The sequence below is a fragment of the Candidatus Omnitrophota bacterium genome, assembly GCA_028693815.1.
Lineage (GTDB): Bacteria > Omnitrophota > Gorgyraeia > Zapsychrales > Aceulaceae > Aceula.
In genome coordinates this window covers 1-25,825 of record JAQUUP010000016.1, presented here as the reverse complement: position 1 = coordinate 25,825, position 25,825 = coordinate 1, and the positions used below count along the sequence as shown (strand labels likewise).

General features: G+C 39.9%; 20 protein-coding genes, 2 tRNA genes and 3 rRNA genes. All 25 read right to left on the bottom strand.

What is annotated here, in order from left to right; translation table 11 throughout:
- Window positions 1-38: 38 nt before the first annotated feature.
- Window positions 39-2,129 carry an ATP-dependent DNA helicase RecG gene (recG, locus tag PHY73_06165; protein ID MDD3375286.1) on the bottom strand — a complete coding sequence of 697 codons (2,091 nt, stop codon included), beginning with the start codon at window positions 2,127-2,129 and terminating at the stop codon, window positions 39-41.
- Between the two features lie 46 nt (window positions 2,130-2,175).
- Complete coding sequence (locus PHY73_06160) at window positions 2,176-2,574, bottom strand: hypothetical protein (protein ID MDD3375285.1); 399 nt, start codon at window positions 2,572-2,574, stop codon at window positions 2,176-2,178.
- A gap of 336 nt (window positions 2,575-2,910) precedes the next feature.
- Window positions 2,911-3,102: a hypothetical protein gene (locus PHY73_06155; protein MDD3375284.1), complete on the bottom strand. Its 192-nt coding sequence runs from the start codon at window positions 3,100-3,102 to the stop codon at window positions 2,911-2,913.
- Window positions 3,103-3,434: 332 nt separating this feature from the next.
- Window positions 3,435-6,566 carry an efflux RND transporter permease subunit gene (locus PHY73_06150; protein ID MDD3375283.1) on the bottom strand — a complete coding sequence of 1,044 codons (3,132 nt, stop codon included), beginning with the start codon at window positions 6,564-6,566 and terminating at the stop codon, window positions 3,435-3,437.
- Window positions 6,567-6,688: 122 nt separating this feature from the next.
- On the bottom strand, window positions 6,689-8,194 hold the full coding sequence (locus tag PHY73_06145; protein ID MDD3375282.1) for a TolC family protein: 1,506 nt from the start codon (window positions 8,192-8,194) through the stop codon (window positions 6,689-6,691).
- Entirely contained in the window at window positions 8,184-8,621 is a 438-nt protein-coding gene (locus tag PHY73_06140; protein MDD3375281.1) for a MarR family transcriptional regulator, read from the bottom strand. The genes PHY73_06145 and PHY73_06140 overlap by 11 nt, the downstream gene beginning before the upstream one ends.
- Window positions 8,622-8,821: 200 nt before the next feature.
- Window positions 8,822-8,938: ribosomal RNA gene (rrf, locus tag PHY73_06135) — 5S ribosomal RNA — on the bottom strand.
- Window positions 8,939-9,014: 76 nt separating this feature from the next.
- Window positions 9,015-11,971 (bottom strand): 23S ribosomal RNA (locus PHY73_06130).
- 134 nt (window positions 11,972-12,105) lie between these two features.
- Window positions 12,106-12,181 (bottom strand) — tRNA-Ala (locus PHY73_06125).
- A 198-nt stretch (window positions 12,182-12,379) separates the two neighbouring features.
- Window positions 12,380-12,456, bottom strand: a tRNA-Ile gene (locus PHY73_06120).
- A gap of 120 nt (window positions 12,457-12,576) precedes the next feature.
- A 16S ribosomal RNA gene (locus tag PHY73_06115) occupies window positions 12,577-14,166 on the bottom strand.
- The 16S, 23S and 5S rRNA genes sit together here with 2 tRNA genes alongside, the layout of an rRNA operon.
- 166 nt (window positions 14,167-14,332) lie before the next feature.
- Window positions 14,333-15,253, bottom strand: coding sequence for an amidohydrolase family protein (locus PHY73_06110; GenBank protein ID MDD3375280.1), 921 nt, complete (start codon window positions 15,251-15,253; stop codon window positions 14,333-14,335).
- Between the two features lie 41 nt (window positions 15,254-15,294).
- Window positions 15,295-15,528 (bottom strand): transcriptional coactivator p15/PC4 family protein, encoded by a 234-nt coding sequence (locus tag PHY73_06105; GenBank protein MDD3375279.1) that lies wholly within the window; start codon window positions 15,526-15,528, stop codon window positions 15,295-15,297.
- Between the two features lie 139 nt (window positions 15,529-15,667).
- Window positions 15,668-16,438: an SDR family NAD(P)-dependent oxidoreductase gene (locus PHY73_06100; protein ID MDD3375278.1), complete on the bottom strand. Its 771-nt coding sequence runs from the start codon at window positions 16,436-16,438 to the stop codon at window positions 15,668-15,670.
- Between the two features lie 25 nt (window positions 16,439-16,463).
- Window positions 16,464-17,609, bottom strand: coding sequence for an MFS transporter (locus PHY73_06095; protein MDD3375277.1), 1,146 nt, complete (start codon window positions 17,607-17,609; stop codon window positions 16,464-16,466).
- Entirely contained in the window at window positions 17,587-18,027 is a 441-nt protein-coding gene (locus PHY73_06090; GenBank protein ID MDD3375276.1) for an SRPBCC family protein, read from the bottom strand. Before PHY73_06090 ends, PHY73_06095 begins: the two co-directional genes overlap by 23 nt.
- Window positions 18,028-18,239: 212 nt before the next feature.
- A complete protein-coding gene (locus tag PHY73_06085; GenBank protein MDD3375275.1) occupies window positions 18,240-18,755 on the bottom strand; it encodes a zf-TFIIB domain-containing protein in 516 nt (171 codons plus the stop codon).
- A 52-nt stretch (window positions 18,756-18,807) separates the two neighbouring features.
- The gene (locus PHY73_06080; GenBank protein MDD3375274.1) at window positions 18,808-19,608 is read right to left on the bottom strand and encodes a cyclase family protein; all 801 of its coding nucleotides are present in this window, start codon (window positions 19,606-19,608) and stop codon (window positions 18,808-18,810) included.
- On the bottom strand, window positions 19,608-19,844 hold the full coding sequence (locus tag PHY73_06075; GenBank protein ID MDD3375273.1) for a phosphopantetheine-binding protein: 237 nt from the start codon (window positions 19,842-19,844) through the stop codon (window positions 19,608-19,610). Before PHY73_06075 ends, PHY73_06080 begins: the two co-directional genes overlap by 1 nt.
- Window positions 19,845-19,868: 24 nt before the next feature.
- Entirely contained in the window at window positions 19,869-20,126 is a 258-nt protein-coding gene (locus PHY73_06070; protein ID MDD3375272.1) for a hypothetical protein, read from the bottom strand.
- A gap of 2 nt (window positions 20,127-20,128) precedes the next feature.
- The gene (locus PHY73_06065; protein ID MDD3375271.1) at window positions 20,129-21,361 is read right to left on the bottom strand and encodes a beta-ketoacyl-[acyl-carrier-protein] synthase family protein; all 1,233 of its coding nucleotides are present in this window, start codon (window positions 21,359-21,361) and stop codon (window positions 20,129-20,131) included.
- 17 nt (window positions 21,362-21,378) lie between these two features.
- The gene (locus PHY73_06060) at window positions 21,379-22,638 is read right to left on the bottom strand and encodes a beta-ketoacyl-[acyl-carrier-protein] synthase family protein (GenBank protein ID MDD3375270.1); all 1,260 of its coding nucleotides are present in this window, start codon (window positions 22,636-22,638) and stop codon (window positions 21,379-21,381) included.
- A gap of 113 nt (window positions 22,639-22,751) precedes the next feature.
- The gene (locus tag PHY73_06055) at window positions 22,752-23,747 is read right to left on the bottom strand and encodes a 2-dehydropantoate 2-reductase (protein MDD3375269.1); all 996 of its coding nucleotides are present in this window, start codon (window positions 23,745-23,747) and stop codon (window positions 22,752-22,754) included.
- On the bottom strand, window positions 23,748-24,035 hold the full coding sequence (locus PHY73_06050) for a hypothetical protein (protein MDD3375268.1): 288 nt from the start codon (window positions 24,033-24,035) through the stop codon (window positions 23,748-23,750).
- Entirely contained in the window at window positions 24,035-25,501 is a 1,467-nt protein-coding gene (locus tag PHY73_06045; protein MDD3375267.1) for a radical SAM protein, read from the bottom strand. The genes PHY73_06050 and PHY73_06045 overlap by 1 nt, the downstream gene beginning before the upstream one ends.
- Between the last annotated feature and the right edge of the window lie 324 nt (window positions 25,502-25,825).

Here is a 25,825-nt window from a genome sequence, read left to right as displayed (position 1 = left end):
TGCGAAGCTGCGACCCAGTAGCTAAGCAGGATTCTTATCTAACCCGATAAAATATTCGCCAAATAGTTAGGATATCTTCTAAGTATTGTATCCTTTATACCAGTATTTGTTGATTTTTTCAACTCCGGATCTTGTTTTGTCAAATCAATCGCCTCAACCCTTGCTAGCTCTAGAATATCCATTTGTGCTTGAGGATTTGCATCTTTCAGCTCATTAAGTCCATGCTGATGTCGGCCAAAAAACTCTCCAGGACCACGAATCAAAAAATCTTTTTGTGCAATCTCAAATCCATCGTTAGTTGATAAAATTGCATCCAAACGTGCTTGGCCTTCCTGCGTTGTTGGCTCTGAGATCAATAAACATTTTGAATTTAACCGCCCACGTCCGATACGCCCCCGAAGTTGATGCAATTGTGAAAGCCCAAAGCGATCAGCATGTTCAATAAGCATAACTGTTGCATTTGGCACATCAACACCAACCTCTAAAACAGTTGTCGCCACTAAAATCTGAATCTCACCTTGCTTAAACTTGTGCATAACATCTTGTGCTTGATGTTTTTTCATTTGCCCATGCAAAAGTCCCAACCGAAAATCCTTAAATTCTTCTCTCTTAAACTGCCTAAACATCTGTTCTGCAGATTTCAGATCCAACTTTTCAGACTCATCAATAATTGGATATACAATGTATGCTTGTTGTCCGCTTTCAATAGATTCTTTAATTATTTTATATGCGCTAAACGCATCATTATGAGAAAATAACATTGTCTCAATCTTACCTCGGCCAACAGGCATTTCATCAATCGTTGAAACATCCAAATCACCATACAACGTCAAGCACAAAGTGCGCGGAATTGGTGTTGCGGTCATAACCAAAACATCTGGGCTTTTTCCTTTTGCGGAAAGCAAGGCGCGTTGACGAACACCAAATTTGTGTTGCTCATCAATAATGGCAACACTTAAATCTTTAAACTCAACACCCTGCTGAATCAAAGCATGTGTTCCAATCAATACATCAACTTTTCCTTTTTTTACCTGGCTTATAATTTCTTCTTTTTCCCTCTTATCAGTTTCATTTATTAAAATTTCAATGCGGGTATTGCAAAACGGTGAATTCTCTATTATCTTTTTAAGAACTTCATAATGTTGCCGTGCCAAGATTTCGGTTGGAGCCATTAAGGCAGCTTGATGTCCATTTTTAACAGCTGCCAAGCATGCAAAAAAAGCAACCAAAGTTTTACCTGACCCAACATCCCCCTGCAAAAGTCGATGCATCGGACTTATCGCTGTCAAGTCACTTATGATCTCCTGAATTGTTTTTTTCTGTGCCGCAGTCAGATCAAAACTAAAAAGGTTTAAAAACTCCTGATAAAAGTCCTCCGTGATGCGATGCACAATTCCTTTTTTCTGAACAATATTTAGACGACGCAACAAAACAGAAATTTGAAATAAAAAGAACTCCTCAAAAGAAACCCGCTTATATGCAATCACTTTTTTCTTTTCGTCTTCAGGAAAATGAATATTCCATAAACTTTTAACAAGATTATCGAGTTTATATTTTTTTCGAAGGTTATCCGGAAGAACATCTTGAGCAAAAACTGCATATTTATCTAAGCAACGTTTAATTGTTTTTCGAATATAACGCTGTGTTATGCCACGCGTCAAAGGATAAATAGGAACAATGCGCCCAACGCTTAAAGAGCGATCCTCTTCATCGTCAGTAATAATTTCGTAGTCCGGCGAAACGAGCTGTAAACGATCTTTATAAATATCAACTTTTCCATAAAGAACCACTTGCTGGCCCACCTCAAAATAACGATCAAGATAAGGACGATTAAACCAGACACAAAAAACTCGAGAATGATCATCGCCAACCTGCATCTCATAAACATGCTTTTTGGTGTGCCAACTCTTTCGACCCGACTGTTTTAGCACCTTACCGCTAACAGTTTGCCACTCACCAACTTTAAGCTCAGACAATGGCGTCATGCTTGTTCTATCTTCATAACGACGCGGAAAAAGATACAAAAGATCCTCTGCATTAAAAACACCAAGACGCTCAAAAGTTTTTTTACGCTGTGGCCCAACGCCTTTAATAAATTGAACAGAAATTTCTCTTAAATTTTTCACCATGACAAAATTAGATGTTAACACTTTGGTAGGATACGATAAGAAATTCTTAAAAATTTCTCATGCGGCTGACTTGCTTTTCAAATCGCTTTTTATACCCAACATGAAAAACTTCATGAAAATCATAAGCCTGCTGAAAACTTTCCAATGTGTCTTCTTCAGTCTTACTTAAAATTTTATTCTCAACAAGATTAAAAACAATATGACCAAAATCTTCAGTTGTCTTAACACCCCAGTGTTCTAAAACCGTTAAAACCATTAGTCCAAACTTATCTTCCAAAAGTTGGCGGATGCCTTCCAGCAGTTCTTTACCAGCAACATGCTTGGAGCGACGAAACTTTTTTTGTGTAAAGCTAAGCGCCTCCATAACAAACTCATAAGCTTCCCTCTTATAGCGGTTATCTTTAACACAAATCTTATCAACAACATTATCAAATTCTTGATTCATAAATGAGTCCTTTGGCTTGTGGAGCATTCTTAAATGCGACACAAGTCTCTAGGTCGAATTTATTCCGCGCACGAAGTGTGTCGGAATCCCTAATGAGCTCCAATTTTATACTTACACTGCGCTTAAGCACGTGTGGCACGTTAGTAACGTAAATTTGTTGAGCGAATTTACCCCAAAACGATTTTAAACGACGCGGGGTTTCCCTAAACGAACGCCTGACTTACGCGACTGACACGAGCGTCAAGTCAGCCTGCGTGAATTTATATCTACAAAATTGCATTCTAGCAATCGAGCAAATATTTCAATTTATTTATATATTCATCTTATCCTAAAATATCAGTAAAGAAAAGAAAATTGTAAATATTGATAAAAAGAATAAATTTCTTCAAGAAATTGTGGCATAATACCTTCATGAAAAAGAAAATTCACTGGCTCTGGAAAATCTACTTTTTTATTTATTGCTTCCCAGTTATCAATAATCTCATAAGCCTGCTTACCCGAGACTCTGTCATCGATCAATACTACCAAATTTTAATTGCTTTTAAAAAAACTTATTTTATTTGGTACGCCTTCAATATCGGAAGCATTGTTATAGACGGATTATCTCTTATTCCGTTATACTTATTTATTTTTCAAAAACGTTTTTTAAATACCTTTATATGGAAATCACTTTTTATCATACGAGTCACCCTTCTTTTTGTCGGACATTCTTATGAATGGAAAATGATCAAATCATTTTTTTATGCCGATATCGCTATTGCCTCTTCACTTGTCATATTTCTCATGCTTTTCAACATTCCTTCCTACGCAGGATGTTTCCAATATACTTTTCATCAAAAGAAACTGTCTCTATAAAATAACTATTGCGCCATATCCCCATTAACTTTAATTGTAGCATGATGAAAAACTTTTTCTGAGAAATCATCAACAATCGCATAAATACAAGGAACCATAATTAAAGTCAGCCCTGTTGCGAAAAAGAGTCCCCAAATCAAGGCCAAGCCCATAGGCTTTAAAAATGGATCACCGCCTCCAATACCATAAGCAACAGACACCAAACCAGCAATGGTTGTAATCGTAGTCATCAAAACTGGACGCAGCCTTACTCTTCCAGCCTCAATCAATGATTCCCTTCGATCATTTCCAGCTTTTCTTAACTTATTGATAAAATCAACCAAGACAACAGAATCATTAACAACAATACCGGTTAGACCAACAGACCCCATAAGAGCAAGAAACGTCAAAGGCCTTCCATGAGCCATAAAAACAAGAAGAACACCCACGATTCCAAACGGGATGGCAGTCATAACAATAAATGGCTGCAAGAGTGAACCGAATACTGCCGTTAAAATAATAAAAATCAAGAAAAGCGCAACAACAAGAGAAAACAACAAATTTGCCTGAGTTTCTTTTTGCTCTTCATATTCACCACCAAACTTCAAGAAATATCCAGGATATTCATTTTCAATATTAGAAAATTCTTTTTTAAGCAATTCATTAACAGAAAATGAAGTTGCATTCTTGCCATCGACATCCCCGGTTATCCAAACCACCCGCTTGCCATCAAGATGAGCAATTGAAAACAAGCCCTCTTTTTCTTTTATCGACGCAACAGATTTTAAAGGCACCAAGCTACCTCTTTTATTTTCAATTAAAATATCATCAAACACATTAATATCATTTCTATATTCTTGCGGAAAACGCACTAAAACATCGATTTCATCCTCAGCTTTAAGAGGTTTAACCGCTGTGGCTTTCCCACCATAAAAAGTACTTCTAACTGTCAATGCAATATCATTAACATTTAAAAAATATTTATTCGCCTTTTCTTCATCTACAATAACTCTTAAATCTTTTTTTCCAAAAACATAGTTACTTGAAACGTCACTAGCACCTTTCACATTCTCTAAAAACTTAACAATTTTATTAGAAATGGCCTCAAGAACTTCAAGATCATCGCCTTTAACACCAAGCTCTATCGCACGTCCAGTTGGCGGGCCTTCTTTTTGAGCATAAAAATAAAGCTTATCAAATCCTTGAATCTTCTCTAATTTAGGGCGTAAAAAATTAATAATTTCCTTCTGTGTTCGTTGTCTTTCTTGTGCTGGCGTTAAAAAGACGGTTAATTGCGCAAAATATGATCCTTTTTTTGAATTTGGATCAAATCCACGTTCATTAGAAATTTCTCCAATATAAGTTCTGTACGAATCTCGTTCGCTCGCATCAATAGTTTCAATAAGCTGCTCAACTGGCAAAATTAGCTCCTCCATTTTTTTCAGAGGGGTACCAACTTTTGCCTCAGCTCGAATATAAAAATCTTCTATTCCTTCACCCGTAAACAATACCACCTTCATGGTGTTCGCAGCAAAGGCGATAACAAAAACACAAAAAATAACGACAGAGCCAAGCACGACATAACGATTTTTAAGCGTAAATTTCAATATGCGAAGATAAAAATTATTTATTTTCTCAAACCATTTTTTTTCTTTTCGCTTCTCACTGACATGTTTTTTGAATTCTTGCCCTTTTACAAATTCGGCCAAATGAGAAGGCAAAATAATAAATGCTTCCAAAAGCGATGCGCCTAAGGCAATCATTACAACAATCGGAATTTGTCTAATAAATTTTCCCATAATATCTGGAATAAAAAGTAACGGTGCGAATGCCGCACAAGTTGTTAAAACAGCAGCCGTGATTGGAGCAACAACCTCATTTGTTCCTTTAATAGCGGCTTCTCTTGGGGACATGCCGGACTCAACATAACGATACACATTTTCGGACACAATAATCCCGTCATCGACAATCATGCCCAAAACAATAATAAGCCCCAGCATCGAAACAAGATTAACCGTAACGCCGAAAATATGCATACAAAAAAATGTTGTAAATAAAGCAATGGGAATTCCCATGGCAGTCATAAGCGCAGGAACAGGATCTAAAAACAAAAACAAGACAACAACAACTAAAAAAAATCCAATAAAGCCATTCGTGCGAAGAACCCCTAACCGTCTTTTAACATAAAAAGACATGTCATTTGCCGTCGTGACATCAACACCTTTAGGTAATATTTGTTTAAATTGGTCAATGGCATCATTAACCTTTTTGACGACTTTTACGATATCCGCGCCTTCAGACTTTATGACAACCATTCCAAGTGTACGTTTTCCGTTTGTGCGTGCGATGCTTTCTTCGTCCTCAAAAGTTTTGACAACATTAGCAATATCGTGGACTTTTAAATGATTACCCATGTCGTTAGAACGCACAACAACCTCTTGAATCTCTTCAATCGTATTAAACTCTCCAGTTGTTCTAACATTAAATTCTTCCTGCTCTGTTGTCAGATGTCCTCCAGGCAAAGTAATATTCTTTGCCTTCAAGGCATTGATTATCTCATTGATTGAAACATGATATTCTTTTAATTTTTGAGGATTTACTTCAACTTGGAATTGAGGATCTAGCCATCCCATTCGTCGTATGCTCGCGACACCGTAAACATCAAGGATTAGATCCTCTAAATTTTCTCCGTACTCTCTGCGCTTAACATCAGGGATATCGCCGCTAATCGAAATTTCAAGAACAGGAATTTCCTTGCTTTTAATTTCAAACACATACGGATCATCTTTTACCCCTTCGGGCAAATTTTGAACTCTAGCCACAGCACGCTCAATATCATCGACTACTTGCTTCTTATCCGTTGTTTTCGAATCGATCTCTATTCCTATAGTAGAAACGCTTTCCTCAGAAATCGCGTTTATTTCCTTTATACCACTAATGCCTTTAATTTCTTTCTCAATAGGGATTGTAACAAGTTTCTCGACGTCGTTTGCAGGCGCTCCAGGATAAGACGTTGTAACCGTAACCATATCATAATCAACCGAAGGAAAAGCCTCTTTTCGTAAATTATACATGGAAAATATCCCAATGAATATAATCAAAAAAGATATCAAGTTTACTAATGTTGAATTCTTAACTGAAAATTCGGCAATCTTCACTTTAAATCTCTCCTTGCCATAAATGAGGCCCAAGCTTACGGAATATCAATGACGTAAGCTTGCAGGCCGAATTTACTCCCGCTGCTTTCTTGCGAAAGCAAGAAGCGGGAGTTTTCCTTAATTTATATTCCCTCTTGCCAATACTGTTGCAGCAAAACACCTTCTTGAACCTTTAAATCAATCAAAGATGCCTGATAATCAAACAAAGATTGCGACGCCTGCTTTTCAGCCACAAGAGCATCCTGCTGATATCGAATAATTGTATCAACATCGCTTCGACCATAACTAAAAATCTTTTCTTGCTCTTGAAGTTTCTTGCTCTGAAGCTCTGCAATTTCTTTTTGCTGTTTTGCTTTTGCAAACAATGTGTTGCAAAGTCGAACCTGATCGACAACATTGATCATGATGGTTCTCTCTGTCATCTTGAGAGCAACAAGCGCTTGGGCCTTCTCGAGCTCTGCTTTCTTTAATTGTGACTTAGCTTTTCTATTTTCCAAAGGAACGCTTACCTTTAGCAGTGCTAAAAAATCAGGATGATCTTCTCTAGAAATATTCTCGATGGACTCTTTAAAATTATCACCTAATCCATTGCGCGCCATCGATGCACTAAGATTAATTTCTGGCCAAGCATTGTTTTTCTTCATAGAAAGTTTAATATTACGCATTCGAACATCATTAAGAGCCTGTCTATAATCTCGACGATGTTCAAAGGCATTGATTAAAGATGTTTCAATTCTCGACTCTTGTTCTTGCAAAATCAAATCATTGGCAGGCATGATATCAGACATATCTTGTGTTAAATTTAAACCTAATTTTAATGCATTCATCCTTGTCTTTGCGCTATTTTCAGCAACCCAAACATCGGCAACGCGTTGTTTATAGTTTGCCTCTGATGCTAAAAAATCTGGCTGCTCGACTAGCCCATCAGCAAGCTTTTCTTTATTAATTAGATAAAGCCGCTCTGCTTGAACCAGCATGTCTTTCTCTATTTTTACAAAATCAAGCGCCAACACTAAACCCCAAAAATCTATTTGCACATCAGACAAAGATTGTTCGATCTTACCCAACGAAACATATTGTAAATTCTGAATATCAATTTGCGTCACCTTAATGTCGCCTCGATCTTGAATACCAAAGAAATTTCTTCCCAAATCTTGGCTTACTGTAAAACCTAAAGAAGAATCATGGGAAGGATTTGTTGTCACATAAGAAGAATCAGTCCAAGTGCGATTGTTTGTTTGGTCCAAGCTTAAAGTAGTTCCCGTTGGTAGCTTCTTGTTTATACCTACATCATAATCATTGGTCACAGATCTGCTTCCAGAAAAACTCGATGTCTTGGCACTTTTATCTTTACGATACGCCGCTTCCGCAGTCAGAACAGTATCGTAGATAGACTGTGCTTCCCCTTTTTTTGTTTTAGCAATCTCGGCATCATAACGCGCTATCTGAATATCAAAATTATTTCGCAAAGCAATCTGACTAACTTCATCTAAAGAAAGGACATATGGCTTCCCAAGCGAAAGGCTATCTGCAACAATGCGATCAATACTAGTCTGAGCAAAAGCAGAAAGACAAAAAACACCAAGGATACAAAGAATAAAAAAACTTAAAGAAATCTTATTTCTCATAATATTCATCCAAACCCTTAACAATCTTTTTTAAAATACGAATATGCATTTCTTGATCCTTCAAAGAAAGAATATTTGAAATCACTCGCCAACGTTGTGTAGCCATTTTATGAATGTTTTTTTTAGCCTTCTTGCCCTTGGCTGTCAATGTAATATTGACAATGCGACGGTCTTCTTGGCTTCGAATCCGCTTAACATATCCAGACTTGTAAAGCCGATCAACGATGCCTGTTGCCGTTGGCGCCGTAACACCCATATCCTTGCTTAAGCGCCCAAGCGTGCACTGATTTTTATCGGCAAGAATCATAATCGCACTCATTTGTGCCGACGGGATCTCTCCTGTTTTAGTCATACCCTGATTGATTTTCTTTATAAAGGCTGGAAAAATTTCCAGAATTTCTTTTGCTATCTTTCCTTTTTTGTTCATCAAATCCTCTAATGTTTAGCTAAGCTAAATATTTGTTTAGTTAAAGATTAGCATAACAAATAAAGCTGTCAAGAAAAAATTCTTAAAACAATTCATGCAATAAAACAGGCTTAAGATTTCTTTTAAAAAACACTGACCTCATCAAATTCATCGTATAAAAAACCCCATGTCATCTTACGACAACATGGGGTTTAGTTTAAGTCCAGCAACGTTCTACTCTCCCGCCTCCTTGCGAAGGTAGTACCATCGACCTCAAAGGGCTTAACGGCCGTGTTCGGAATGGGAACGGGTGTTGCCCCTTCAGCAATGCTACTGGACATATCTTTTGGAAATTCTAACAATTATTGTAATAGGCGATAATACCTATAAAGTCTTAAGTAAGTAATACTTAAAAAGATCAAGCATTCGGCAGATTAGTACTGTTTAGCTGAAATCATTACTGATCTTACACTTACAGCCTATCAACCTCGTAGTCTACAAGGTGCCTTCATCCCCGAGGGGAAACGATACCTAATCTTGAGGGGGGCTTCGCACTTATATGCATTCAGCGCTTATCCTTTCCGAACGTAGCTACCCAGCCATTACCCTTGGCAGGATAACTGGAACACCAGAGGTTCGTCTTTCCTGGTCCTCTCGTACTAAGGAAAGATCCTCTTCAAGTATCGTACGCCCACACCAGATAGAGACCGAACTGTCTCACGACGTTCTAAACCCAGCTCGTGTACCGTTTTAACCGGCGAACAGCCGGACCCTTGGGACCTTGTACAGCCCCAGGATACGATAAGCCGACATCGAGGTGCCAATCCGCGCTGTCGATATGAACTCTCGAGCGCGATCAGCCTGTTATCCCCGGAGTACCTATTATTCGTTGAGCGATGGCCATTCCACTTTGTACCACCGGATCACTAAGCCCTACTTTCGTACCTGCTCGTCCTGTCGGACTCGCAGTCAAGCCTCCTTATGCCTTTATACTCTACAGACGATTGCCGACCGTCTTGAGGAGACCTTTGGACCCCTTCGTTACATTTTAGAAGGGAACCGCCCCAGTCAAACTGCCCATCTGGCAATGTTCTTTGCCCTGATTCAAGGGTCAAAGTTAGAATCTAAACACTAAGAGGGTGGTATTTCACTGATGACTCCAGCACAGCTAACGCTGCGCCTTCATAGTCTCCCACCTATTCTACACAAGCAGAATTCAAATTCAATACCAGATTGCAGTAAAGGTTCCGGGGTCTTTTCGTCTTGGTGCGGGTAGGCAGCATCTTCACTGCCACTACAATTTCGCCGAGTCTCTCCTTGAGACAGTATCCAACTTGTTACACCATTCGTGCGCGTGGGAACTTACCCCACAAGGAATTTCGCTACCTTAGGACCGTTATAGTTACGGCCGCCGTTTACTGGGGCTTCAGTTCAGAGCCTGATCCGAAGATCGCACCCCTTCCCTTAACCTTCCAGCACCGGGCAGGTGTCACACCCTATACGTCGTCTTACGACTTTGCAGAGTGATATGTTTTTACTAAACAGTCAGCCGGACGTCTTTACTGTGACCCAAAAAGCTTAGTTCCGCAAGGGAATTCACTTCTTGGGCACCCCTTATCCCGAAGTTACGGGGCTATTTTGCCGAGTTCCTTAAGGAGAGTTATCTCGAGCGCCTTCCCATATTCTGGGTATCTACCTGTGTCGGATTACGGTACGAATGGCTATAATACTCACTTAAAGGATTTTCTTGGCAGCGTGGAATCAATGACTTCCCCTTTGGCGTACCTCAGGGTCCCCATCACCTCTCATCTCGCATTTCTGCGAAACTATGGGTTTAAACGAAGACATCCAACACTTCGCTCATCTATCCTCCTGCGTCACTTTAAGCTGATAACGTTTATAGCCAGTTCCGGAATATTAACCGGATATCCATCGCCTACGCCTTTCGGCCTCGACTTAGGATCGACTAACCCTGGGCGGATTAACCTTCCCCAGGAAACCTTGGATTTTCGGCGCTACGGTTTCTCGCCGTAGTTTTCGCTACTTATACCGACATTGTCACTTCTGCTTACTCCAGTGCTCCTTACGGTACACCTTCAACGCTTAGCAGAACGCTCCTCTACCCCTTCTTTTTTCGGTAGAAAAAAGAAAGCCATGGTTTCGGTTATAGACTTAAGCCCCGATCATTTTCGGCGCAAAATCACTCGACCAGTGAGCTGTTACGCACTCTTTAAATGATGGCTGCCTCTGGGCCAACATCCTGGCTGTCTGTGTGACTTCACTTCCTTTACCACTTAGTCTATATTAGGGACCTTAACCGATGGTCTGGGCTCTTACCCTTTCGACACTGAAGCTTAGCCCCCAGTGTCTGACTCCCGGAGTACGGATAACGGTATTCGGAGTTTGGTTAGGGTTGGTCGCCTGGTAGGGCGCCTAGCCTATTCAGTAACTCTACCCCCGTTATCTATTGTCCGAGGCTAGTCCTAGAACTATTTCGAGGAGAACCAGCAATTGCCACGTTTGATTAGCCTTTCACTCCGATCCACAGCTCATCCCCTCCATTTTCAACTGAAGTGGGTTCGGTCCTTCGCTCTGATTTCTCAGAGTTTCAACCTGGCCATGGATAGATCACGTGGTTTCGGGTCTACTGCATGATACTAATTTCGCCCTATTAAGACTCGCTTTCGCTACGCCTCCGTTCCAAAAGAACTTAAGCTTGCAGCATGCAGTAACTCGTCGGTCCATTATGCAAAAGGTACGCCGTCACCCATTCATACCCGAAGATATGCATAGGGCTTCGACCGCTTGTAGGTTTATGATTTCAGGTTCTATTTCACTCCCCTCACCGGGGTTCTTTTCAACTTTCCCTCACGGTACTAGTTCCCTTTCGGTCAGATTTTAGTATTTAGTCTTAGCCTATGGTCAGGCTAGATTCCTACGGAATTTCTCGTGCTCCGCAGTACTTGGGATACCTCTAGAGTTCTTCAAAATTTTGAATACAGGACTTTCACCTTCTTTGGTATGCCTTTCCAAGCATTTCTTCTATCTATCCAAATCCCACATTGAGGTCCCACAACCCCTGCCATAAATGGCAGGTTTAGACTTTTCCCTTTTCGCTCGCCGCTACTGGGGGAATCCCTTACGGTTTCTTTTCCTGAGGTTACTTAGATGTTTCAATTCACCTCGTTTCGCTTCCCATGCCTATTTTATTCAACACAGGATATCTCGACATGACTCGAGATGGGTTTTCCCATTCGGAAACCTCCGGATCAAAGCCTGTTTGCGGCTCCCCGAAGCATATCGCTGCTTACCACGTCCTTCATCGCCTTAATCTGCCAAGTCATTCATCATAAACCCTTAGTAGCTTGACCAAATTTTAAATTACTTTGTACAAGACAAAGCAATCGAGATTACTCTCGACTCTATGTAGTTTTATCACCTATTACAATAATTGTCAAAGAACAAGCAAGCATGCATCAAAAGCATGCGAAAATATTTTAAATATTGGTGGAGCTGAGGAGGATCGAACTCCTGACCCCCTGCTTGCAAAGCAGGTGCTCTCCCAGCTGAGCTACAGCCCCAAAAACTTCTAAATGTTCAAATAATAGTAGTTTTTAGGACGCACCAAATTTATTATGTCAAAATATTATTTTAGTGCAGTCCAAATTTCTCTAATAAAAAATTTAGATCAGTTTAAGTACGCGTTGATTTCTTTACAGCATTAATTAGGAAGAATCAATGCAATCTAAAACTTCTTTAATTAGGACAGCTGGAAAGTATGGTGGGCCCGAGTGAAGTCGAATCACTGACCCCCGCGTTATCAGCACGGTGCTCTAACCAACTGAGCTACGGGCCCATAACTTCGCATGCCGGTCCCAACATCCAACAAAATAAAAGCCAAGTTCATCCTCAAGAGTATCCTGGATAATTATACAAAAGATCTTTCTGGTTTTCTCTAAATAAATAAAGAAAATAGAAAGGAGGTGATCCAGCCGCACGTTCCCGTACGGCTACCTTGTTACGACTTAGCGCCAGTCGCCGGTCTTACCTTCGGCCTATCTACATAGGACTTCGGGTACTACCAACTCCCATCGCTTGACGGGCGGTGTGTACAAGACCCGGGAACGTATTCACGGTAGCGTGCTGATCTACCATTACTAGCGATTCCGGCTTCATGGAGTCAAATTTCAGACTCCAATCCGAACTGGGGCTGGTTTTTTGAGATTAGCTCCCCCTCGCGGGTTGGCAACCCTTTGTACCAGCCATTGTAACACGTGTGTAGCCCAGGGCATAAAGGCCGTACTGACTTGACGTCATCTCCGCCTTCCTCCTGGTTAACCCAGGCAGTCTCTTTAGAGTGCTCATATTAAACCCGAAGGTTAAATATGGTGGCAACTAAAGACAATGGTTGCGCTCGTTGCGGGACTTAACCCAACATCTCACGACACGAGCTGACGACAGCCATGCAGCACCTGTGCAAGCTCCTGATTTGACAGGTCGATCCCCTTTCAGTTCACTACTTCTTGCATGTCAAACCCTGGTGAGGTTTTTCGCGTAGCATCGAATTAAACCACATGTTCCACCGCTTGTGCGGGTCCCCGTCAATTCCTTTGAGTTTTAGCCTTGCGGCCGTAGTCCCCAGGTGGAGCACTTAATGCGTTAGCTGCGGCACTGATCCCGTGAAGGACCAACACCTAGTGCTCATCGTTTACGGCTAGGACTACCAGAGTATCTAATTCTGTTTGCTCCCCTAGCTTTCGCAGTTTAGCGTCAGAGACGGCCTAGAAAATTGCCTTCGCCGTTGATGTTCTTCTCAATATCCACAGATTTCACCCTTACACTGAGAATTCCATTTTCCTCTACCGTCCTCAAGTTTAATAGTTTGAAAGGCAATTTCCCGATTGAGTCGGAAGCTTTCACCCCTCACTTATTAAACCGCCTACCTGCCCTTTACACCCAATGATTCCGAGTAACGCTTGCCACCTCCGTATTACCGCGGCTGCTGGCACGGAGTTGGCCGTGGCTTATTCGTCAGGTACCGTCAGTTTTAGACGTATTAGGTCTAAAATATTCTTTCCTAACAAAAGAGGTTTACGATCCGAAAACCTTCATCCCTCACGCGGCGTCGCATAGTCAGGCTTTCGCCCATTGCTAAATATTCTCGACTGCAGCCTCCCGTAGGAGTCTGGGCAGTGTCTCAGTCCCAGTGTGGCTGACCATCCTCTCAGACCAGCTACCCGTCAAATGCCTTGGTAGGCCGTTACCCCACCAACAAGCTGATAGGACGCGAGCTCATCTCTAAACGGCGGGCCTAAAAGGTCCCCGCCTTTAATCTTAAAATCATGCGATAAAAAGATACTATCAAGAATTACCTCCGTTTTCACGAAGCTATGCTTGATTTAGAGGCAAATTACTCACGTGTTCCTCACCCGTTTGCCGCTATCCAGCGCCAGTCTTTTATCTTTGTGCAAGCACTCCAATAAAAGCCCAGCAAGGATCGCTCGACTTGCATGCCTAATCCACGCCGCCAGCGTTCACTCTGAGCCAGGATCAAACTCTCCAGAATAAACTTGGCATATATATCTAAAGAACGAAAAAACAAAAACTGTGACTAGCACAGAGCAACAAGAATAACAGAGAGCTCTGTCTTTGTCAAGTTTTTTTATTATATTTGTAAGTCTGTTCAAAAGAAAGCACTTACGCGCCTAATGATAAGATATTCTACACTACTTCTATGCTTTTGCAAGCAATAAATTCAGGGCATTTTTCCTTAAAATGGACTGCTTGTCCTCTTCAGTTATCGACGAGGACTGAATCATTTTAATCGATCCAGCAACATCCTGATTAGCAGGAGAATCGCTACCAAAAAAAATGCAATCCGGCGAAACAACTTCTAAAGCACAAGCCAATGCTCCCAGCGATTTCGAACCACTTGTATCAAAAAATAAATTTTTAAAATATTCACTTGGATTTCTTCCAATGTCTTTAACAAAATTACGTTTGCGAAGCATCATATAAGTATTATCAAATCGCTCTTTTAGAAATGGGACAACTCCTCCATAATGAGCAAAAACAAACTTAACATCTGGAAATTTATTAAATACTTGAGCCATCATCATCTTTCCTAAGCAGACCGAAACATCTAACATATATTGTAAAACAGGCGTCAAAAGAGGATCCTTAACTTGGGTCTCCCCAATAGGATTGATAATTTGAGGATGAATATGAACAGGAAGATTATTGTCTTGACAAAATTGATAAACTGGAAAAAATATCTCATCATCTAGATACTTACCATCATAACTCGAGGCTAATGAAAGAATTTTAAGATCTAAATCCTTGATGCGTTTTAATTCGTCTAAGAAATCTTTAGAAGTGTCAATAGGTAAAATTCCGGCACCTACAAAACGATCATCGTAAGCCTGGACGATATTTGATATTTGTTTGTTGTAAATCCGACAGACATTGCTCCATCCTCCCATATTCAGATGAGCATCAGTAGCAGGGTAAAAAAGAAAAGAACGCTCGATGCCATTTTGGTCCATAGTCCTTAATTGCCCCTCAATATCAGACCAATAATTCTTAAAAAAAGCAGTATTTTTCGCAATCTCTGGCGGAATATAATGACTATGAAAATCAATAATTCCGGACATTGTTAATCCCTCGATAATATTTAAATTATCGGTACTCGGCACTAGAGCATTAAACTTTCTTTAAGTGTTTTTTCTACGTCTTCAATGGCTTTCTTTAATTCACCTACAAGATGAATGTTCATTGAAACGCCTTTTGACGTTGGAACCATCTCATCCGTTCCTTGCGTCATCGTCCACGTACGAATGTCGACGAGATCGTTTCCTTTGTACTCTCTTATGCCAACACGGATCTCTTGAAACTTATTCTTCTTGAAGGTCTTGACTGTTTTATCCATAACGTCTCACCCCCTCTCTTTCTTTAATGAGCGTCAAACTTGCGGAGTTAATAACAACGCCAAGTTTGCTACGCGAACCCACCTATCGGCAGGCTAGGTTAATCCTAAAAAACTGAAATCAAACAGCGGATCAGGATTATTATTTGGCCTGCTTTTGACTATAGTCAATCACAGGCTTTATCCACGGCGTTTGCTGATTAATCACCGCCAACTCCAAAGGACAAGTGTTGGCCGGAACAGAAAGCGCAAACATCACCATATCCACAACAACGTCGGGCGACATCAAACGATCTTTCTGTTCTTGCGTAATATTGTCTAATTTATCTGTTAATCCCGTATCCACAACACCGGGTAAAATGGAGGTAACTTTAATATTATGATCACGCATCTCCCAAAACAAACCTTTTAAAAATGCGCGCAAACCTACTTTCAAAGAGCTATAGGTTACAAATGTTTTTGGAATAGGATCACATAAAGTTGATCCTGAAACCATATTAATAATAGATCCACTTTTTCGCTCAATCATCTGCTCAATCACAAGTCGAATAAGACGAACATATCCTAAATAATTTGTGTGAGCAAGTCGTTCGATATCTTCTAGAGGTTGCTTTTCAAACGGATATTGGCTTGAAACTCCAGCATTGTTAACCAAGATATCAATTGACCCAAGCTCTTTATTGGCGGTATCGACGATTTTCTTCAGATCGTCTAATTTGCTAACATCTGATGCAACACCCAGAACCTTAGCGCCAGTCTTGGCTTTAATTTCTTTGACTGTTTCATCCAACGTTGATTGTGTCCGCGCAGCCAAAACAAGATTTGCGCCATTTTCGGCTAAACGCATCGCCACAGCTTTTCCGATTCCCTTGCTTGCACCCGTTATAACGACATTTTTTCCTTTTAAGTCCATATACTATTTTCTCCTAAAGAAATATTTAATGCTCGCTAATAGCTTTGCGAACAAATAAAATTAATAAAAACATCAAAGCACCAATACCTAAGAATGTAACGCCAAAACTCTTCTCTACAAATGGTGCTGTTGCCAAAAATCCTAATCCGCCTGACAAAAATCGCACTGATGAATTCAGACTGGCAACTTCTGCGCGATTTTCCTCTGGAAAATCGGTTAGCGCCGTCGACGCGCCATTATGCCCCACAGTCCATCCTATCGATGTTGCCCCTAAGATAATCGCTAAAATCCAAATCGGATAATGCCCAACCAACAACATTGCTGAAGCGCCTAAAATTAATATTCCAACAAAACAAGACATCAATCTTCCGCGCTGATCCGAAATGAATCCACCTAAAATTTGTCCGGCAAATCCAAGAACTGCCATTAAGATAAAGATCAAACTGATTGACAGCTGATCTAAACCATAATCATGGTTCAAATAAACACCAAACCATTTATGAAGACCATGATAAAGAAAACTAATAATAAATATAAATATAAATATATTTCGTATTTTAATATTATATATAATATTAAAATAATTAACAGGATTTTTTTCTTTAAGCTCTAAGATGTCGGATTTTGCTATAAATATAAGGAAAGATGCCAAAAGACCCAATATAAAAGGAATATAAAACAAATATCGCCAATCTGCTATCCCACTCAGCAAAACGCCAGCCACAGAAGAAACAAAACTACATCCGAAAAACAACCCCACAAGCCGACCGCGGACTTTCTTTTCAAACATTTTTCCTATAATAATCAAACCCAAAGGAATAACGCCTGCACCTGCTATGCCGCAAAAAATACGCGCAATAACAAAATGATCAATAGAAACAATCTGCGCACACAACAAACTACCCAAAGCATACAACCCCATAGAAAAAGCCATTACAAAACGAAAGGAAAAATATCGCGCCAAGGGGGCATACAAAAGCGCACCAATGCCATACGGAATCATATAAGCGGGAATAATACGCGAAACCAAAAAACTTGGTAAATGCAAATTTGCGGCAATCCCTGGGATGGCTGCCGCAATGGCCGCAACATTAAATGATATGACAATACAATTTAAACACAAAAGTGCATAAACAATTTTTTTCGTATTAATCTTCTGCCTCTTTTTCAATAACTTCTTTAAAAATCTTCAAATTATGCTGCGAATGTTCATTGACACCAGCAACAACTTGAGCATCTGTAAATTTCGCTTTAGGATCAACTTCAAAATCCTGGATCCATGTCATCAAAACCCCACCTTCAACTTCTGTATAAAGCCAAATAATTTTCATGTGCTTAAACGGAAATGTCGGTTCATTTTTTTGCGCATAAGCAAAATTATGCTCCTTATAAAGAAGGCGAAACGATGTCCATGACTGGCCTTCATTGTTTGTCAAACGAAATTCGATGCGATTGCCAACGCGGCTCAACACATCCGCCTTAACATATTCTCCGCCGAAGAGCTCAGTCCAGCGTTCAATATTATTCGACGTATCAAAAACTTTTTCATATGGTGCATCAATGACTATACTATTTACTGTGTGTCCCATTATTTATTCCTTTCAATGAATGTCTAACTTAACGGAGCCTCTTTTAGGCGACGTCAAGTCAGCCGTGTGAATTTTAATGAGCCTCAGTTTTATAGAGCCTCGTCGAATATAAAACTGTTAGACGAATTAATCCTAACAAGCGCAAGCGAGTTAAGGATTCCCTTCAAAACTGCAGCCCAGTAGTCGAATCGGGACTAATCAATGTTTAATGCTTACGCGCTAAACTTGCTTGTAATGATATCGACAACTTTATTAATAGCAGCAGCCCGTTTAACAGCTCCAGGATTAATGCTTTTCTTTTTCTCATCAAGAGTGTTGTAAAATTCAAGATAAGCCGGCTCTTGTGCTAAAAGCTGAGCAACATATTCTTCTCTGCTTTTCTCATCCATAAAGCTTTCTCTGATAACTTCAAGCTCACCAGAATCTAAAAAGAATCCGCCACAAGCATAACACTCGTCAACTGTAACCATTTTTGATGCCTTATAAAGATGGGCCACCATCAACTGATTACATTTTGAACAAGCAATTTGCCCTCGATTATCATCCTTATGTCGATCACTTCCAAGTGCCTCGTCTAAAGCCTTACCAAGACCTTCATGTTTTTCATCTAATTTTTCTAATTCAAGCCAATCAAACCAAATTCCTTTGCATCCGTTCTCGCAAACGTCTACTTTGGTACCTCCAAAATCTTTCTCAACCATTTCTGTTTTACATGCTGGACAATTCATTTCTCCTCCTCTTGTTTTAAGGTTTCCACATTTTAAACGGTCGCCACTTTATTTAATCTAAAATAGCGACTGCACGGCACCAACCAGCACCGGCCTCTCGAATTTTAACAGGCAGACACGATATTTTAAATCCAAATGGTTTTGGAATCGCACCCAAATTGGCCAATCGTTCCATGTGGCAAAATTCTCTTTTGCGCCCAAGAAAATGTGACGGCCAAATCTTATCTTTTTGTCGCGTATCTAAAAATTCTTTAAACATTCCAAAACATGGCTTGTCCAAACCCAACGTATCAACACCCATCATCTTAATCCCATGATCTAAAAGATATTCCACAGCCTGCGGCTCAACGCCAAGATATTCTGAAATATATTCCGGCTTTCCGAAATTCTTATCTCCACCGGTATAAAACAAAACAATATCCAAGGGCTTTAATGCATATTGAATTTTCTCAAGCGCTGCAACAACATCATCTTTAGAAATCGTCTGAGGAAATTTCATATGCGTAAAATCCAAAACAACCCCGTCTGAAAAACACCACTCCAAAGGAACATCGTTAATTTTTTTAGCAGGCCTACCTTCACACATGCTGCCATAATGATATGGCGCATCCACATGTGTTCCCATGTGAACCGACGAATGAACAATTTCAAGGCCCAGCATTTCGCCATCAGGAATTTCATCCGCGCTTACAACTCTCTCACCTTTTTCAAAGCGCTCTTTTCCACCTGGCTGTTTGCCCATCACAACCCAATTAAAATGATCAACCCCTTCACAGTGCGTAATGCGGTCAATCTTAGCGCCATGCGTTTCCTCTAACGTATCATCGATAGGAAGGCTTAAATCAATAATCATTATTCGACTCCCATAGCCTTTATTGATTCAACAAGCTCATTAAACGTCAATGTTTTTTTAAATCCATTGTTTGGAATATCCAAATTAAATGCCCTTTTTAGTGCGACAGTAATCTCAACCATTTCCGTTGAATCAAGCCCCAAGCAAATATCCATCTTCTCGTCTGGCTTAATTTCTTCTGGTCCAATTTCCAAAACATCTTTAAAAACTGCTTTTACTTTTTCTTCTAAACTCATTTTTTTTCCTTTCATTTATTTTATTTATTCAAAAGATACTGGAATATGCTGTAAAACAAAATTAACGACAATCGAAACTTTTCGCTCAAACCACTGTGAAAAATTCTCAGCATTTTTATTTCCTCTTACGTCCTGAACTCCTTGTTGTGCATGCATGGTTTCAGCGCTAGAATAATCCCCAGAATTAGTCATAGACATCTGCGCTTCCAACAAATACCATCCTACAATAGCCAAGCATGAGACAAGAATTAAAATAAAAATAACAAATGGTTTTGATTGCAAAATTACCCCCTTTCGAGAATTAATGCACAGTTAATTCCGCCACGACCACGATTAATAACAAGCGCACGCTTAATTTCTTTTTCCTGAGCGCCATTCGCGCAATAATCCAAATCGCATTCAGGATCTGGATTCTGTAAATTGATCGTCGGAGGAACAAGATTATGTTCCATTGCCAAAAGTGTTGTTGCCACATCCACAGACCCGCAGGCCCCTAACATATTTCCAAAAATAGATTTTGGCGCTGAAACAGGAATCTTCTTAGCATGCGGACCAAACGCTTTTTTGATACCCAACGTCTCTGTCACATCACCGATTTGCGTACCCGCCCCATCAGCACAAATATAATCAATTTGATTTGGTTCAAGATTTGCGTCTTTTAATGCCATTTGAATCGCACGACTTAGCTCAAAACCATCTTTAGCCGGCTCAATACGATCAACTCCATCCGTCGTTGTTCCATAACCAATAATATTTCCATAAACAGTTGCCCCTCGTTTTTTTGCACGCTCCTCCGTTTCAAGAATCAAAATACCGGCACCTTCGGCAATCGCCATTCCATCCCGCGTTTTATCAAACGGACGATAAGCAGTCTCCGGCGTATCATTGCGTTTTGTTAAAACACCGGAGGTGTTGCAACACAAAAGCCCATAAGGAGACACTGGCGCTTCCATTCCACCGGCGAGAATAAAATCATTTTTGCCATCATTTAAATTCTTTGCCCCATAAGCAATCGCCATCAAAGAACTTGCTCGGTCAGAAACAATCGTCTTTGAATATCCTTTAATTTGATAATGAATTGAAATCTGCCCTTGCGGTGCTGCTGGAAACCAAGCCGATGCCATAAAAGGACTAACACCCTCACGTCCCTCTAAATACATATCTCGAAGCTCTGTCTCAGCATAAAGCCATCCACCAATCGCATTGCCCGCAAAAATACCAGCACGCTTCAAATTCTCTTTAGCCATATCAATGCCCGCATCTTTTAAAGAAATTTCTGAAGCCACCAATGCCATATGAGAAAACAAATCAATTTTCTTTAAAAGGCGTGACGACACATTGCTATAAGCATCCAACTCGTGAACTTGCCCTGCAATATGAGACGGATATCGAGAAGATTCAAAACGCTCAATTGTTTTAACAGCAGAACGTCCGGCCTTAATATTAGCCCAAAATTTTCTTTTATCAATACCGCTTGGAGTGACAATCCCTAAACCTGTAATAGAAATCTTTTTCATCTGTTATTACCTTTCATTTAACCTTCATATCGCCTTAAAACCATTGCCGAATGAACACCGGAAAAACCGCTTGATGTTTTAAGCATACAATTAACGACCTTTTCTCGTGCCACATTTGGAACATAATCTAAATCACAATCTGGATCTGGCGTCGTTTGATTAATCGTTGGTGGCAAGATATTGCGCTCAAAAATAAGTGCTCCAATGGCCAGTTCCACGCCGTTAGCTCCTGCTAAAGGATGACCAATCATTGACTTCAAAGAACTAATTGGAATTTTATAAGCTTGATCACCTAAAGCCATCTTATAAGCATTCGTTTCAAACACATCATTTTGTCTTGTCGATGAACCGTGCGCATTGATATAATCGATTTCTTTTGGCTTTATTCCAGCATCGTCCATTGCCAGGCAAATGCAATCTTTCATAGGCTCTCCATCTGACGGAAGATCGGTCATATGATACGCATTACATGTTGTTCCAAAACCAATGACTTCGCAATAAATCTTTGCCCCACGTTTTTTGGCATGCTCAAGATCCTCAAGAACAAGAATCCCACACCCCTCAGAAATAACAAACCCATTTCTCTCATTATCAAAAGGCCTAGATGCTTTTTCTGGTTCATGGTTACGAGTCGCTAAAACGTTAACCACATCAAACGCGCCGAATGTAATCGGCGTAATCGGCGCCTCACTAGCACCTGTAATCATAATATCAGCATCACCATCACGGATCGCTTCAAAAGAAAAACCAACAGAATCTGTTCCAGCCGTGCAACCAGTAGAAATTGTGTTGCAAATTCCCTTAAGTCCATACTTTGCAGAAATTTCACTCGACGGTGTATTAAACATTGCAGCGTCATAAAGATCCGGGCGAACTTTTACTGGATCAATCGCATCTTTTCCGCTATCGGTTACAAGAGCAAATTCTTCTTCCATATATTTTGTTCCACAAATTGCATTTGCCAAAGATACTCCCATGCGCTCTCTGTCAACAGCCTCTAAACTTAATTTAGAATCTTCTAAAGCCATGCGCGCAGCCACAACAGCGAATTGAACATACCTGTCCATGCGAAGCGCCTCGTCGTGCGTTAATCCTAGTTTAATCGGATCAAAATCTCGGACTTGAGCTGCAATTTGCGTCATAAACATTGACACATCAAATTCGGTCACACGCTTAATGCCAGAAACACCATTGACCATTCCATTCCAGCAGGCTTCGTTACCCACTCCATTAGGCGCAATAACGCCAACCCCTGTTACCACTACTCGTCTTGCCATTTTTTAATCTCCTTCAATAAGCAGATGCTTTAAAAAACTTAACTTTTTTAAAACATAGGCCAAAGGCCGTCTGCGAATTTATCCCGCAACCGAAGGGTGTCGGGATCAATGATTTATAATCCAAATTCTTTCTTAACTTCATCAAAAGTAAAAAACTTACCACTTTGTTCAACCTGATTAACTAAATCAACAACTTTGCGATTAAGCGGTGCACGTGTGCCAATCTGTTTAGAAAGAACATCGACCTCACCGTTAATAAATTCTATTTCACTTTTCTTTTTTCTAATAATACTTTGCAAAATCGAACCATACAAAGGTTCTTTGCTAAGAGTCGTCAGAGTCTGATTAATAATACCTGCCGCTTGATCTTCAGGCATCTTAGAAAGCCCATAAATACGATCAACCGGAAAATTAGGCAACGACACCAGCTCAATTCTCGCCCGGCTAACAATATCAATGCCCTCTTTTAAAAGCCGAATACTTAATCGACACAAATCCATATCAGCAAAAGTTTCCTGCATCGATTTTCCAACCAAAGCTGGAATGCAATTGTTAAAATTTACAAAAAGCTTAAGCCACTTCATCCCAACAATGTCATCGGTAATAATAACCGAGAATGCTTTTGACAGCATTTTTGAAACATCTTCAACAATCATGCCATTTGGCATATAAGGTTTGCCAATAATCCAGTCACCTTCAAAATTAAAAACAATCTCACCTTCTTTAACATAAGTCGCACCAAACATCACAATGCTAGATATCACCTTTTCCTTTTCGACATGAACACTGATCATACTATCAGACTGCACACCGTTTTGTGTTGTCAAAATAATACTGTGTTCTAAAAAATCATAATTCGCCCGACAGGCATCTGTGACATCCTGTGTTTTCGTCGTAAAAATAACTAGGGAGAATTCTTCTCGAAGTTCGGTATCAACGGGAAGATAAAAAACTTCCTGTCCTCGTACTCCAGAAATTTTTAATCCATTTTCTTTAATCACATCCACTTGACTCGCACGCCCGATAAGCGTTACATCAACACCAGCTTTATGCAAATAAGCCGCAACCGTCGAGCCAATAGCCCCTGCTCCAACAACAGCAACATTCATTTATTTCTTGCTCCCATTTGATATCAATTCCTTGTAATCAAATCCAACTTCGTCCATCAAGCGAATCATTAAGCTATAAAATGCTTTTGGAACCTCAGTCAAAAATGCTGAAACAACATCTTTCTCTTCAATCACAGAAGAACCTCTTTGCTTAGCGTTATCTTGAGATTTTATTGGAACAACTTGATTAATAATTTCACGATGAAACAAAGGAATTTTTGAAATCATCTCTTCATATTTCTTTTGGATTTTCACATCCCAGAGCATTTCTTCTTTTATATCAGACATCAACTTTTATCTCCTTTCGAGGCAGCCTCAAACTTTGCAATATTGCTCATAAAATCTTTAACGCAAAGCTTAACCAGATCACTATAATCGCTTTCCATAATACGGTGGATTCTCTCTGGCTTAGAATAAAATTCTCGCATGCACCATCCTCCAAGTCGCCCAACATCAGCAATTGTTAAATGTTTCGTGGGAACAATTGGATGATGAAAATCCCAAGTTTTAATATCAATATTTTCTGGATCGATCCATCCGTTCTCAATAGCCTTAACCCATGGCTGCGAACCAGGAACAGGGATCACATAATCTAACGCTAAAATATCCGGATCAATACTTTCAGCCACTTCTAAACGTTTTTTAATCGCCGCCTCATCATCTTCTTCAAGTCCAATCAAAACTGTTCCAACAGTCGCAACATTATTTTCCCGAAAAGTTGAAACAGTTTTTTTGATTTGTGCGATTGTTACTCCTTTTCCTAAAGCTTTAAGCTCTTCGTCCGTTGACACTTCAATGCCAACCAGCCCCATGAAAAATCCAGCTTTTGCCATCAAAGGAACAAGATCTAGCTGATTCGCCCAATCGTCTGCACGTCCGAGACAAATCCAATTAACCTGATTACCTCGTCTAATTTTCTCCTCACAAAATTCTTTAACCTTATTTCGATCCACATTAAAAGCATCATCTTGGATAACAACAACATTAACACCATATGTTTTTTCTAAAAGATCAAGCTCATTACAAATACGCTCAGCTGAAAAACCTCGCCAAGAAACAAAATCTGTTTTACTAAATCGAGGATCATACATGCTCCACTCATAACAAAAGTTACATCCCCCTGGACATCCGCGGGACGTCATAAGCTCTGCAAATGGCTTCCAATATGTGTGGCCCACATATTTATCCATTGGGAACAAATCATAAGCCGGCATAGGAAGCACATTGATATCTGGAATAAGCCCTCGATGAGGTCCAATGTGAATTTTTCCATCATCACCTCTTGAAACAAGTCCGTCGATATCCTTAAATTCTTTTTTCTTATCTTTCAAATTATTAATCAAATCTTCAAGTGTCAGCTCGCCTTCACCAACCATAACAAAATCTAATTGTGGATTCTTTTTCATTTCAAGCTCATAAATAGCAGAATACCAAAGCCCGCCAACCGCAATCTTAGTATCAGGCAAAGACTCTTTAATAAGCCTTGTGCTTTCATTAAAATGCCAAATAATAGCAAGACCGCCTGAGGAGTGAAGCAAGTCTCCCATAACAACTAAATCAGGATTAATCTTTTTAACTTCTGTGATCATTTGATCATAATTCAAATCAAGTGCTTTGCAATCTAGCACGACAGGCTCAGCTATTTTTTTTGACCGAACGTACGCTGCCAATTGTGCATAATATTGATTTGGTGCTTTATGGTCTCCATGGGTTACCCATCCTGCAATCGGTGGTGTCAAAAATAAAACTTTCATTTGATCTCCAATTCTAAAAGTTATAAGTAATAAGTTTTAAGCTATAAGTGTTTTGTGAAATCCTTTAAGCATTCTTCCGACTTCATCGGATATTTTATTTAAATCTTGAAAATCTGATTCTTGAATATATTTTAAATCTTTACCTAAAATAAAATAATATTTCAACTCTTCAAGCGATCCGTCAGCAATAACAATAAACCGCGCGTAATCTTTTTTTACTTCTACCCTTGTATCCCTCAACAATATTCGCACAAACGGAAACAGCCGCACGTCTCATCTGCGATACAAGTCCATATTTTTCTTCTGATGGAAAACATTTTGTAA